A 12,812-nucleotide genomic window follows, 5' to 3' on the forward strand; every position below is an offset into this window, starting at 1 on the left:
CCCAGAGTCGACCACCGCCGAACCTCCCGGCCCCGGGCAAGCCGACGCGCGCCGTCGCCACCGGTACGGCTCTTCCGGGTAACTCCCAAAGGCGTAAATCCGCCGCAAAATAGCCGAGTTGACCGACACGACGGTTCCAGGTGACTACCGACTTCCCTGACCCGCAGGCGACTTACACTGCTGCCGATCACGGTGACGACCCACCTGTCGCCGCCGGCCACTACCCCGAGCTCGGGTGGAAACGACAGAAAAGCATGGAAGCCCCATGGAAGCCCCGAGGAAAGAGGACGCTGAATGCGGGTGCTGTTGTCTACATACGGGACACGTGGCGACGTCGAACCGCTGGTGGCACTCGCGGTGCGGCTACGGGCACGTGGCGTGGCCGTGCGGATGTGTGCCCCGCCGGACGAGGAGTTCGCCAAGCGGCTCGAAGGTATTGGAGTGCAGTTGGTAACGGTGGGGCCGCCTGTCAGGGAGGTGATGCGCGGAAAAGTCCTGCCCTCGGCGACTGAACTGGTCCGCTACAGGAACGAGTTGGTCGAGACACAGTTCGACACCTTGCCGGCGGCGGTCGACGGATGTGACGTGGTGGTGGCGGCAGGTCTGGGTCAGATCGCCGCGCGGTCCGTGGCCGAGGCCACGGGTGTCTCGTACCGGTACGTGAGCTACGCGGCGGTCCATTTGCCGTCGCCGTACCACGCGCCACCGCCCCGGCCGGGCTGGCCGGAGCCTGATGCCGCCGACAACCGGACCCTGTGGGAGCTCGACGCCCAGAACGTCAACGCGCAGTTCGGCGAGGCACTCAACAGTCACCGGGCGGTGCTCGGTCTGCCGCCGGTGAGCAACGTGCGCGATCACGTGATCACCGATCATCCCTGGTTGGCGGCGGACCCGGACCTGGGGGCGTGGCGGGAGAACCCCGGCCTCGACGTCGTACAGACAGGCGCATGGACCCTCGCGGACGAACGCCCCCTGCCGGCGGACTTGGCGAGGTTCCTGGATGCGGGCAGTCCGCCGGTCTATGTGGGCTTCGGCAGTATGTCCCCGGCCGAAGGCGTCGGCTCCATGGCCGTCGAGGCGGTCCGTGCACGGGGGCACCGTGTGCTCGTGTCCCGTGGTTGGGCGGACCTGGAGCTCGTCGACGACGGCAACGACTGCTTCGCCATCGGCGAGGTCAGCCATCAGAACCTGTTCGGCAGGGTGGCCGCTGTTGTCCACCACGGCGGCGCGGGTACGACCCTGACGGCGGCCCGGGCGGGCACGCCCCAAGTGGTGATACCTCTTCAGCTGTCGGACAATCCGTACTGGGCCGGCCGGGTGGCGGCATTGGGCCTCGGCGCGGCCATCGACGCTCCGACCACGACCGTCGAATCCCTGGGCGGCGCGCTCGAGACCGCTCTGTCACCCGGGACCCGGGCGCGTGCGAGGTCCCTGGGAGGCCGGCTCCGTACCGACGGGGCGGAGATGGCCGCTCGCCGGTTGGTCGACGAGTCCCGGTGAACGGCGCCGGCCCGTAGGGCCGATCCGGGTCCACCCCCGGCGTGGTGGACCCGTCCGGGCCCTCGGCATGCGGAACCACGACCCCGCGGTTGACGGCTGTGGCTGACACCGCGCCCTCGATTGCTAGCGTTCGGGTTCATGGATGAGGGCGTGTACGTGGGCAGTGCGGACAAGGACGCGGCGGCTCATGGGGGATGGCTGCTCGGGCACTTCAAGGAGCGGGGCGATCCCCGCCACAGTGACACCGTCGAGGTCAAGTGGGGTGTCCATCCCCGCGGTGAGCGACGGGCGCGGTGGGTGAAGGGGGAGGTGCGGACGGCTCTGCTGGTTCTCGTCACGGGACGTTTCCGCATGGAGTTTCCCGGCCGCAGCGTGCTGCTGGCGCGGCAGGGCGACTACGTCGTCTGGGGCCAGGGGGTGGATCACTCCTGGTTCGCCGAGGACGACTCCGTGGTCATGACCTTGCGATGGCCTTCTGTCTCTGGATACACCGTCCCCGACGAGGAGTGCGGTCCACGACCGGAGTGAACCACCGGCCTCACGCGGGACGGCTGGGCCGGGAGCTGCTCATCAAGGCACCGCATCTGCTCGCGGCCCGGCACGAGGCCCTGCCCACCCGGCTGGTCCCCGCGCCGCTCCCGCATCTCGTTGAGCCGGGCCGGGTCTGAGGTGCGTGACTCAGCCGCTTCTTGATGACCCAGTTGATGACGCACTGGAAGCCATGGCGGTCCCAATGGATCGGCCGATGCGTGGGGCGCATGAGGGAAAGCCCTCGCGATTGCATCCCTAGGAGACTGGTGGTACTTTATTAAGGAACCGATGGTCTGTTGATGGCGGCTCGCCGGCCTCTGAATGGTTCGAAGATTGAGCGCGCTCTGTCCTGGTGCTGCCGTGGCTTTCCGTTCTTGAAGAAAAGAAGAAGGGCGCGACATATGTCTGAATCCCACTTTGATTTCGTGCTTGAAGAGCGGACGGAATTGACCGATCCGTCAAAAGTGCTGGCCGGCCTGGGGATCAGCGCGCGGAGCACGGACTGCCAGGTGACCTCTGTCCGGGTCTCCATGCGTGACGGCGTCGAACTGGGTGCGGAGCACTACGCCCCCATGGGTGACGCACCGGCGCCTACGATTCTGGTGAGATCACCCTACGGTCGTGGATTCCCCTATGACCTACTGCTGGCGCGCGTTTTCGCCGGCGCCGGCTACCACGTCCTGCTGCAAAGCTGTCGGGGGACCGCTGACTCCGAAGGCCAGCTCAACCCCATGGTCCAGGAAGCCGCGGACGGTCTTGACACGGTCGAGTGGCTCCGGCGACAGCCATGGTTCGACGGGCGGCTCGGGCTCCTTGGGATGTCCTACTTGGCCTACTGCGTGTACGCCCTGTTGCGGGACCCGCCCGAAGAGGTCAAGGCGGCGGTGATCGTGGTCGGCCCGTACGACTTCGGCCGCCACTTTGTCGGCACCGGCGCGTTCACCGTACAAGAGAGCCTGGGCTGGAGCGATCTCGTGCGCCGCAAGACGCCCGGCCAGCCTGTCGAGTTGCCCGCTGATGCCGCCCGGCGATTGCCGCTGCTGGCCGGTGCGGAGCTGCTCGGGGCGAACGCCCCCTGGTATGCCGATTGGACTCGTCACCCTGATGCCGCCGATCCCTTCTGGCGGCCCTACGACCACAGCCAAGCCCTGCGGAGGTCCACCGCCCCCACGCTTCTGATCGGTGGCAGCTACGACGTTTTCCTACCGCAAACACTGCACGCCTTCCGGACATTGAGCGCCAGAGGCGTCGATACGGCGCTGACATTGGGACCATGGGTGCACACCGATGTCGTGGGCCCCGCAGCGGCGGTCATGGTGGACGAAGCGCAGTCCTGGTTCAACGATCATTTGCGTGACGGCGTGGCCGAGTCGGACCGTCCGAAGGTCCGGATCCACGTCGGCGGTACGGATGAATGGCGTGAACTCGCTGATCTGCCCCGCGCCACGGAGCATTGGGAGTTGCGGCCGGACGCATCCGGTTCCCTGATCCCGGACGGCGACGCGTCGATCTGGCCCTCGACCTCGACCTTTACCTATGACCCTGCCGACCCCACACCGACGGTCGGGGGCCGGCGCGTAGCACCGGACGGCGGAGCCGGCGACAACACGGCCCGCGAGCAGCGTGACGACGTCATGACCTTCAGCACCGCACCGCTCCAGCACCCGCTTGAGATCACCGGGACTCCCACACTGATCCTCGGCCTTCGTTCGGACCATGCCCACGCCGACCTGCATGCCCGCCTGTGTGTCGTGGACGAGTCGGGCGGCTCGGTCAACGTTTCCGACGGGATGCTACGTCTTCCCGTCGTCGCCGAACCCCAACGGCTTCGCGAAATCGAGCTCATCCTCGACTTCTGCGTTCACCGGATAGCGGCCGGTCAGCGGATCCGACTGCAGATCTCCGGTGGTTCGTTCCCCGAATACGACCGCAACCTCGGTACCGGAGAGGCACCGGCGACCGGCACCGGGCTTGCGACAACGACGTACACCGTCGACCACGGTACGACCCTCCTCACACTGCCCGTCAACGAGGCAAGGCAGCGCCGGTTCGGAGCTTGACAGTGCTCTCCGGGCAGATCTTTGTCGATCAGCTCCTTGAGAGGAGGCATCGCGGCCGGAATATGCCGTCGCCCGGCGGCCGGAATCCGGGAGGATGGCGGGACCGTGTTGTGAGACGGTTGCCGGATGAGCCGTATCGAGAGTGCCCTCTCCGCTCAGCCCCGCATCCGCCTGTTCGGCCGGATCATGGTGGAGACCGCCGACGGCGCGTACGTCTCCGCCGGTCCGGCGAAGCAGGCGTGTGTCCTGGCGGTTCTCGCGCTGCAGAGCGGCCGGCTCGTCAGCGTGGACACCTTGATCGAGCGGGTGTGGGACGACGCCCCGCCCCGAGCGGCCCGGGCCGGCCTGCACAGTTATGTCGCCCGGCTCCGCAAGTTGCTGGACCAGGGCGGTGGTTCTTCGGGTACGAGCTCTCCGCTGGCGCAGCAGTCGGGCGGCTACGTTCTGGCGCTGGACCCGGAACAGGTCGACGTCCATGTGATGCGGGCGCTGGTCCAGCGGGGCGGCAAGGCCGCGGGGCAGCAGGACCACCAGGAGGCCTGGAGGCTTTACCGCCGGGCCGCCGAAATCTGTCACGGCGAGGCGCTGGGGAGCGTGGGCGGCGACTGGGCGGCCCGGAACAGGGCGGGCCTCCACCAGGAACGACTGGGCCTGCTGGCCGAGTTGTACGAGACGGAGCTCCACCTCGGCCGCCACGAAGCGATCCTCCCGGAGCTCGCGAAGCTGGTCACCGATCATCCCCTCGACGAGTGCCTGACGGGCCACTACCTGCTCGCCCTCTACCGGTGCGGCCGCCCGGCCGAGGCGCTCACGCACTACGAGCGCACCCGCGAACGGCTCGCCGAAGAACTCGGCACCGACCCCAGTGCGCAGCTCCGGGAGCTGCACCGGAAGATACTCACCGGCGCCCCCGCGCTGTCCGCCCCGGCCGCGCCACCGTCCGCGCCACGCGGTACCACCCCGCGTCAACTCCCCTCCTCTCCGCCGGTGTTCACCGGCCGGAGACGAGAGCTTGAGCAGCTCACCGACGCCCTTGGTGCCCAACAGACCTCCCCGAGCAGCGCCGCGGTGATCTCCGCGATCGGCGGGATCGGCGGGGTCGGCAAGACGTGGCTGGCGCTGCGCTGGGCGCACGACAACGTGGCACACTTCCCTGACGGGCAGTTGTACGTGAACCTGCGCGGCTTCGAGCCGTCCTCGGCACCCTTGCCGGCGACGGTCGTCCTGCGCGGATTCCTCGGCGCTCTGGGGGTCGACCCTGACGCCGTCCCGGCGGACCCGGAAGCCCAGGCGGGCCTCTACCGCAGTCTGCTCGCGGAGCGGCGCATGGTGATCGTGCTGGACAACGCACGCGATGCCGATCAGGTCCGTCCCCTGCTGCCCGGAAGCCCGTCCTGCCGCGTACTGATCACCAGCCGTGATCGCCTCGTCTCCCTTGTCACCACTCACGGTGCGGGCCTCGTCAGCCTCGACGCCTTCCAGGCGGACCAGGCCCGCGAGCTGCTCACCCGTCATCTCGGCGCGCACAGAGCCGCGGCCGAACCCGACGCGGTCGACGCGCTGGTCGAGCACTGCGCGGGCCTCCCTCTCGCCCTCGGCATCGTGGCCGCCCGCGCCGTCACGCATCCCGGTTTCCCTCTCGCCGTACTCGCGGAGGAACTCCGCTCGGCCACCGGCCGGCTCGACGCACTGACCACGGGAGATGTGTCCGTGAACCTGCGCGCGGTGTTCTCCACCTCCCACCGCGCTCTGACCCCACCGGCCGGCCACCTGTTCGCCCTGTTGGGGCGGGCGCCGGGCCCGGACATCGGTCTGCCCGCGACCGCCTCCCTCGCGGCTCTTCCCCTGCCCCGGACCCGCCAACTCCTGGCCGAGTTGGAGGCCGCTCACCTGATCCAGCAGCACCGCCCGGGCCGGTACCGCATGCACGACCTCATCGGACTGTTCGCCGCCGAACTGAGCAACGGGGGCCAGGCCCCTGACACCCGTACTCACGTAGGCACGGACACTCACACCGACACCCATACCGACACCGACACCGCCGCTGGCACTTCCACTGCCGCTGCCTTGACCCGGCTGGTCGACTTCCATCTGCATACCGCCTTCGCCGCCAACCAGCTCCTCGACGGCCCGCACACCCCCTTCCGGCCCGAACTGGACTCTCCCGCCCCGGGCTGCGCCCCGCTCCGGCTGGCGGACACGGCAGCCGCGCTGGAGTGGTTCACCACCGAACATTCCTGCTTGCCGGCCACCCAGATTCTCGCCCTGGAGCAGGGCCGTTACGCGCAGGTGTGGCAGCTGGCCTGGACGCTGATCTCCTACCACCTGGGCGGCCACCACCTTCAGGATTACTTCGCCGTCTGGCGTGCCGCCCTCACCGCGGCCGAACGCCATGGCAACGCTCCCGTTCCCCGGGCCCTGGCCCACTGGCGGCTGGGACAGGCCCACGCGCAGACAGGAGAGCACGCCAAGGCCCTGGACCACCTGCACCTGGCCCTCACCTTGTCCGAGCAGTCCGACGACCTCGCCGGCCAGGCGCACATCTGCCGTACTCTCGGGCGGGCCTGGGAGCAACACGGGGACGACGAGAAGGCTCTCGACCACGCCGTCCGCGCTCTGCGCCTGTACCGGAGGCTCGACAATCCCGTCTGGCTGGCCAACCAGCTCAACGCGGTCGGCTGGATGCACGCCCAACTCGGGCTCCACTCCGAGGCGCAGGACCACTGCGAACAGGCCCTCGCCCTCTTCCGCGCGGACGGCCAGCGCGGTGACGAGGCGTCAACTCACGACAGTCTGGGCTACATCGCCCACCACACCGGACGGCACACCGAAGCCCTGGACCACTACCAGCAGGCGCTGTCGCTCTTCCGCCACGTCGGCAGTACTTACGACGAGGCCGACACCCTCACCAACCTCGGCGACACGTACCACGCGATGAACCTGCCGGGCCAAGCACGCGAAGCATGGGAACAGGCCCTGGCCCTGTGCGAGACACAGCGCCGCCCCGCCCAGACCGAGGAGCTGCGGAGCCGCTTGGCATAAGGCACGCCGGGGACGGTGCGGACATTCCTGGAGGGCCGCGGCAGGGTCGGCGAAGGTCGCCGACACGTGTGAGGGCCGTTGCCAGGATCAAGCAAACCGCGGCGTGTGCCCTCGTGGTGGAGTGTCATGCGTGTCGTGTACATCACGCATGACCGCCCGTCCTGCGTACCTGCCGTCTCAGCGCGCGCCTTCCCATATGTGCATAACCCCGGTGCCTTTCCGGGGTGCTGAGGTTGCGCGCTCCTCCGAGGGGGTTGTGCACGTGAGACGTGTGCATATGACGCTGGTGGCGACGGTCGCCGGGGCGACGACCGCCGCGTACAGCTGATCTGGAAGTAGGCGCGGGATGTGTATCCCGCCCCCATAGGGCAGGAGTTACCGATGCGTACAGCGGCAGTGACCGGATCAGCGATTTTGGCGCTACTTTGCGGCGTCGCTCTGATCTTTCTCGGGCTGAATGACGCAGGGGACGGAAGGACCCGGGCGGTGCTGCCGATCGTCATCGGTGCCGCTCTGACCGTTGGCGGACTCCTCTTCCTGCGCAAGGGCGTGAAGCGATGACGATGTCGCTGGTCATGCCTCATGGACTTGAGTCGCAAGCGGCTCTGATGTCTGCTCTGTCGTGACGGTGTGAGACGGGCATCTGCGGGGACGGGCGCGCGCACCGCACTCGCCGACCGTCAGCCTCTGCGGCCCTCTCGGAATTCTCCGCTTCAAGGAGTTCGAGAGGTTCGGGAGGGGGGAGAGTCTGATTCAGACCGGCCTCCACCCGGCCATGATGCTCATCACGGACGACTTCGACGCGGTCGTAAGGCCGGATGGCCGGATGGCGATGGACGTGATCAGCGGACTGGCGTCGCCCCGTTTCACTCCCCTGCCCCTGACGAGTAAGGATCTCGGATGAGTGACTCCGTACGCCCCGGCATCGACGTCGTGCCCACCGTCCCCAACTCCGCGCGGATCTGGAACTACGCCCAGGGCGGTCAGGACAACTACCAGGTCGACCGGGACCTCGCCGACGTGATGATGGGCTCCTTCCCGGAGATCAGGATGGCGGCCATGGAGTCGCGGGCCTTCCAGGAGCGGGTGTCCGCCTACGTGGTCCGGGAGGGCGGGATCCGCCAGCTCCTCGACCTGGGTGCCGGCATCCCCACGGGCATCGGCACCCACGGCGTGGCGCAGAAGGCGGCCCCGGAGTCGCGGGTCGTGTACGTCGACAACGACCCCGTCGTGCTCAACCACGCCGGTTCGCTGCGGAGTTCACCCGAGGGCAGGATCCAGTGCCTCCGGAAGGACTTCCGTGACGTGGACGCCGTCCTGGAGGAGGCGTCGGAAACCCTGGACCTGGACAAGCCGGTCGCGCTGCTCGTCCTGTCCACGCTCGGCCACTTCCCGCCGGCCGAGGCAGCCGGCCTGGTGGAGCGGTACACGAGCCGTCTGGCCTCCGGCTCCTGCCTGGCGGTGTGCGACACGATCGAGACACCCGGCGTGCTCAGGATGCAGGAGCACTACGTACAGGCTGATCCGGACGGGGCGTACCTCGCCCGCACACCCGACCAGATCGCCGACTGCGCACGCGGCCTGACCCTGCTCCCGCCGGGGCTCGGCCCGCTGCCGAAACTGGTCCTGCCGGCCGCGGTCACGGCTCCGGACGGGGCCGACGCGTGCGTGCAGTGGGGGTTCCTGGCCGTCAAGCCGTGACGGTGGCGGGTTCACCGGGCGGCAACGGGAGACGTGCCGCCGCCCGGCCCTGGCCGGCTCCGCCGAGCGCTCGCCGCCGCGGGCCCGTACACGTACGGTTGCGCCTTCCGGCACGTTGTACGACTCGACGTTCGCCGAGAACTTCATCGGGTCCACGAACCACGAGGAGATGGTCTACTTCGTCGGCATGACACGTGAAGAGATCGAGGACGCGGCAAGCAGAGCCGCGACAGCGGCACAACAGACCGCCGCGGGGACCGAGCTCCCCCTTGGCGGATCGCAGGGCGTCTCCCTGCTCCTTGGCGAACACGGCGGCTGCTCATAGCCGTCAGCCGTCAGCCGTCAGCCGTCAGCCGTCAGCCGTTAGCCGTTAGCCGTCAGCCGACCGAAGACCGTACAGATGGCCCGGCATGAACGGGCGGGGATTCGGATCGGCCGGGCCGGAATCGCCGGGGTCGGTTCTTGGGAAGGATCGTTTCCGTGTGATCGTGTGGTCCGCGTGAATACTCGCAGCAAGCTCGTTCTCGCCTGCGCCGTCGCGCTCTCCCTGGCCGGGCCCCTCGCCGCCGGTACGGCATCCGCCTCCGCTCCGGCACCGGAACCCGCACCGCTGGTGCGTGCGGCGAACCCGGTACCGGGCCAGTACATCGTCACCCTCGACAAGCTTGTCGACCCCGCCAAGGCCGCGGCCAGGCTGGGTCTGAAGCCGACCTTTCTCTACAGCAAGGTCCTCAACGGCTTCGCCGTCCCCCTCACCCCCCGGCAGCTGACGCTCGTCCGTGGCAGCCTCGGCGTGAAGGCGGTCGAGGAGGACGCGAAGATCTCCGCGCCCAGTTCCACGACCACACCCGCCGCGTTCGCACAGCGCGGCCCGGCTTCGGCCTGGGGCCTGGACCGGATCGATCAGAGGGATCTGCCGCTCGACGGGAAGTTCACCACTGCGGGCAACGGCGCCGGGGTGAGCGCCTACATCCTCGACACCGGCATCGAGTACGCCCACTCCGAGTTCGGCGGGCGTGCGACGTTCGGCTTCGACGCGGTCCAGGACGGCAGGAACGGCGCGGACTGCAACGGCCACGGCACTCACGTCGCCGGCACCGTCGGCGGCAAGACCTACGGCGTCGCGCCCAAGGCGACCCTGGTCAGCGTCCGCGTCCTGAACTGCCAGGGTGACGGCGAAGACTCCGCGGTGATCGCGGGCCTGGACTGGGTCGCCAAGAACGCCGTGCGGCCCGCGGTCCTCAACGCCTCCGTCGGCGGCGACAGATCCGCAGCCCTCAACGCCGCCACGACCGCACTCTCCGACGCGGGCGTCCTGCCGGTCCTCTCGGCGGGCAACGACGCGAAGAACGCCTGCGGCGCGTCCCCCGGCTCGGCTGACCGGGTGGTCACGGTGGCGGCGAGCAACAAGTCCGACGAGGAGAGCGGCTTCTCCAACTGGGGTACATGCGTGGATCTCTACGCCCCCGGTGAGGACATCCTCTCCGCCAAGCTCGGCGGCGGCTCCGTCTCGTTCAACGGCACCTCGATGGCAGCACCGCACGTCACCGGAGTCGCCACCCTCTACAAAGAGGCCCATCCCAAGGCCGACCCGGCGGAACTCGCCGACTTCCTGGACTCCGAGTCCACCAAGGGCGTCCTGACCAAGCTCACCAAGACCTCCCCCAATGCCGTCCTCTTCACCGACGGACTGTAAACAAGGGTTTCTCAGCGGCGCCTGCCGGGCTTCTCCTACAGTGAAGCCGATCGAGCAGTGCTCTTCTGATCCGGCCCGCGGTCCCTCGCATCGCGTGCCCCTACGGACGGAGAACGATGCGCGCGCGTTCAACCACCTGGCGGCGACTGCGCGTGAGTGTAGCGGCCGCGATTGCCCTGCCTCTCACCGTGCTGGCGGGGGGCCCGGCCTCGGCCGCTCCGCCCTACGATCCGAGCATCGGCCGCACCCCGTACCAGCCAGGACCCATGCTCGTGAACCCCGGTACGGGGGGCAACATCTCCAACTCGTACGGCTTCAACCTCGTGAGGGTCGGCGGTCTCAACAATCCCGCCTACTACGAACTGCGCGACAGCTACACCGTGAAGCTCTACTTCAACTACCGGGGCTCGACCGATGCCGCGACCAAGGCGAAGGAGAGGCACTGGGTGGAGGGTCTGGACGACGTCATGTCGACCATGGTCCTGGAGACCAACAAATGGGTGGGCGGACGGCTGCGCTACGAGCCCAACGACGGCGACACCTGGCCCGGCACCCGCCCCTCGGACGAGATCGCCCTCGTCTTCGACACCATTCCCGCGACCGGGATCGCCAGTCCGTCGACCGCTCTGGACAACCGGGGAGCGATCTACAACGGCGGTCTGATCCGGCTCACCGCCTCGGACACCTGGACCCGTCTGGTCGACGGCAGCGAGGACGGCGACCGGTGGTCCCGCTATGCGATGGCGATTCCGGTGATGCACGAGATCGGCCACACCCTCGGCCTGGCCCACTACAACACCCCCTTCCGCGACTACAACACCCTGATGTCCTCCGTACGGGTCGCGGACGACGTCTCCAGCTGGAACGACGTGTGGACCCCGGGTGACAAGGCCGGACTCATGAACATGGCCGGCTGGCGCGACCGGGCCACCACGTGCGCGCACACCGGCTCGTGCAATCAGATCTGGGAGAAGGGCGACGGCCTCGCCTGGCCTCCGCAGCCGCCGGACCACACAGACGACCGCGTACCGGCCCTCGGTGCGGCCGGCGCACGGCTCAGCGCGGGGAATCCGGGCAAGGCCCCGTACTGAATCGCGGATCAAAGAGCCGTCACTCCTCGGGCGGTTCCACGATCACCAACGTGCCCCGGCTTCCGGGGCGGACCGTGTGTGCGGTTCCCGCCGCCACCATGAACAGCTCGCCCGCCCGCACCGACACGTCCGGGCCACCCACCTCCAGTTCCAGCCGGCCGTCGAGGACCAGCAGAGCCTCGGCGGCCTCATGGCTCTCCTCCTAGACCGGCACGGACCCGGTCGGTCGTACCGAAACGGGCCCGCACCTAAAATCAGTGGATGCCGTGAAAGCCATCTGACCAGGAAGAACAAGTGGTCGACCGTCTGGCGAAGCCCGTTGCCCGGTCGGGTGGCCTTCGGCGCGCGTACGACGGTGGAGCCGACCTGCCACGAAACGATCGCGTCAGTCCCACTTGGCCAGTAGGCCGGCCAGCAGGGTTTCGAGGAGCTGGTGGAGCGGATCCGGGAAGTCCAGCCGCATCGCGGCCAGCGCCGGTTCGGCTTCGTACGCGGCGAGCATGGCGGCCGAAGGGTGCGCGTGAGCCCAGATCGTGCCGGCCATCATGACGGCGCCGGCGGCGAAACGCAGGGCGTCGGCCGCCCCCAGTTCGGGCAGTCGCCCGTCGACCAGGCCCGCGAGAGTCTCGACGTCACCGATGGCGGCGCGTTTGTACTCGGCGGCCACGCGCGCCGAGACGTTGCGTTCGAGCACCGCCGCCTGGGCGCTCAGCAGATCGCACAGGACGGGGCGTGCCGCCAGGGTCGTTGCCAGCGTGGCGGCCACCGCTCGGCTGCGCCCGACGAGATCCGCGTCCGAGTCCACCACGCGGCCCAGTGCGTCGTCCAGGTGCTCCAGCCATTCCTGTGAGGCGGTGTGGAGCAGTTCCAGCAGTACGGCCTCGCGGGACTCGAAGTAGCGCAGGACGTTGGACTTCGCGAGGCCCACGCGACGGCTCAGCTCGTTGAGGCTCACCTCCGCGACCGGCATCTCCGCCAGCATCGCCGCCGCGGTCTCCAGGATGAGCAGGCGGCGCTGGGCGCGTTGCTCCTCGTTGCGTGCGCGCTGGAAGCCCTGAAGCGGTGCCGGGGGTGGGTTCGAGGCCATGCTCACATCGTACAGACCCTCGGTCCGTTGTTATCGGACCTCCAGTCTGTTAGCGTTTCCACAAGAGACCGCCGGTCCATTATGGCGCGGTTGAGCGTGAGCAC

General features: G+C 68.7%; 10 protein-coding genes and 1 pseudogene. 9 read left to right on the forward strand and 2 right to left on the reverse strand.

The features are described 5' to 3' along the window. Positions 1-294 precede the first annotated feature (294 nt). The 9 genes from ACIO1C_RS00970 (at position 295) to ACIO1C_RS01010 (ending at position 11,621) form a co-directional block, all read left to right on the forward strand. On the forward strand, positions 295-1,500 hold the full coding sequence (locus ACIO1C_RS00970; RefSeq protein ID WP_401856964.1) for a glycosyltransferase: 1,206 nt from the start codon (positions 295-297) through the stop codon (positions 1,498-1,500). 138 nt (positions 1,501-1,638) lie between these two features. Then, positions 1,639-2,028 carry a signal peptidase I gene (locus tag ACIO1C_RS00975; protein WP_401856966.1) on the forward strand — a complete coding sequence of 130 codons (390 nt, stop codon included), beginning with the start codon at positions 1,639-1,641 and terminating at the stop codon, positions 2,026-2,028. Then, the gene (locus tag ACIO1C_RS00980) at positions 2,025-2,168 is read left to right on the forward strand and encodes a hypothetical protein (protein ID WP_401856967.1); all 144 of its coding nucleotides are present in this window, start codon (positions 2,025-2,027) and stop codon (positions 2,166-2,168) included. Before ACIO1C_RS00975 ends, ACIO1C_RS00980 begins: the two co-directional genes overlap by 4 nt. A gap of 264 nt (positions 2,169-2,432) precedes the next feature. After that, positions 2,433-4,091, forward strand: a complete 1,659-nt coding sequence (locus ACIO1C_RS00985; RefSeq protein WP_401856969.1) for a CocE/NonD family hydrolase — start codon at positions 2,433-2,435, stop codon at positions 4,089-4,091. Between the two features lie 126 nt (positions 4,092-4,217). Next, positions 4,218-7,133 carry an AfsR/SARP family transcriptional regulator gene (locus tag ACIO1C_RS00990; RefSeq protein ID WP_401856971.1) on the forward strand — a complete coding sequence of 972 codons (2,916 nt, stop codon included), beginning with the start codon at positions 4,218-4,220 and terminating at the stop codon, positions 7,131-7,133. 381 nt (positions 7,134-7,514) lie between these two features. Further along, positions 7,515-7,694 (forward strand): sodium:neurotransmitter symporter, encoded by a 180-nt coding sequence (locus ACIO1C_RS00995; protein ID WP_401856973.1) that lies wholly within the window; start codon positions 7,515-7,517, stop codon positions 7,692-7,694. A 339-nt stretch (positions 7,695-8,033) separates the two neighbouring features. Further along, positions 8,034-8,834, forward strand: coding sequence for an SAM-dependent methyltransferase (locus ACIO1C_RS01000; RefSeq protein ID WP_401856975.1), 801 nt, complete (start codon positions 8,034-8,036; stop codon positions 8,832-8,834). 499 nt (positions 8,835-9,333) lie between these two features. Continuing rightward, positions 9,334-10,530, forward strand: a complete 1,197-nt coding sequence (locus ACIO1C_RS01005) for a S8 family serine peptidase (protein ID WP_401856977.1) — start codon at positions 9,334-9,336, stop codon at positions 10,528-10,530. Between the two features lie 266 nt (positions 10,531-10,796). Next, entirely contained in the window at positions 10,797-11,621 is an 825-nt protein-coding gene (locus ACIO1C_RS01010; protein ID WP_401856979.1) for a hypothetical protein, read from the forward strand. A 19-nt stretch (positions 11,622-11,640) separates the two neighbouring features. Here ACIO1C_RS01010 and ACIO1C_RS01015 read toward each other — a convergent pair. Continuing rightward, positions 11,641-11,823: pseudogene (locus ACIO1C_RS01015) on the reverse strand (cupin domain-containing protein); the annotation flags it as partial. A 183-nt stretch (positions 11,824-12,006) separates the two neighbouring features. Then, the gene (locus ACIO1C_RS01020) at positions 12,007-12,708 is read right to left on the reverse strand and encodes a TetR/AcrR family transcriptional regulator (protein ID WP_401856980.1); all 702 of its coding nucleotides are present in this window, start codon (positions 12,706-12,708) and stop codon (positions 12,007-12,009) included. Positions 12,709-12,812 lie beyond the last annotated feature (104 nt).

It is taken from the genome of Streptomyces sp. NPDC087420 (genome assembly GCF_044744165.1).
Taxonomy (GTDB): domain Bacteria; phylum Actinomycetota; class Actinomycetes; order Streptomycetales; family Streptomycetaceae; genus Streptomyces.

Excerpts from the sequence above, each read along its gene's own strand:
- ACIO1C_RS01010 (WP_401856979.1), top strand. The coding sequence starts at position 10,797 with ATGCTCGTGAACCCCGGTACGGGGGGCAACATCTCCAACTCGTACGGC.
- ACIO1C_RS00975 (WP_401856966.1), top strand. The coding sequence starts at position 1,639 with ATGGATGAGGGCGTGTACGTGGGCAGTGCGGACAAGGACGCGGCGGCT.
- ACIO1C_RS00985 (WP_401856969.1), top strand. The coding sequence starts at position 2,433 with ATGTCTGAATCCCACTTTGATTTCGTGCTTGAAGAGCGGACGGAATTG.
- ACIO1C_RS00995 (WP_401856973.1), top strand. The coding sequence starts at position 7,515 with ATGCGTACAGCGGCAGTGACCGGATCAGCGATTTTGGCGCTACTTTGC.
- ACIO1C_RS00970 (WP_401856964.1), top strand. The coding sequence starts at position 295 with ATGCGGGTGCTGTTGTCTACATACGGGACACGTGGCGACGTCGAACCG.
- ACIO1C_RS01020 (WP_401856980.1), bottom strand. The coding sequence starts at position 12,708 with ATGGCCTCGAACCCACCCCCGGCACCGCTTCAGGGCTTCCAGCGCGCA.
- ACIO1C_RS01000 (WP_401856975.1), top strand. The coding sequence starts at position 8,034 with ATGAGTGACTCCGTACGCCCCGGCATCGACGTCGTGCCCACCGTCCCC.
- ACIO1C_RS00990 (WP_401856971.1), top strand. The coding sequence starts at position 4,218 with ATGAGCCGTATCGAGAGTGCCCTCTCCGCTCAGCCCCGCATCCGCCTG.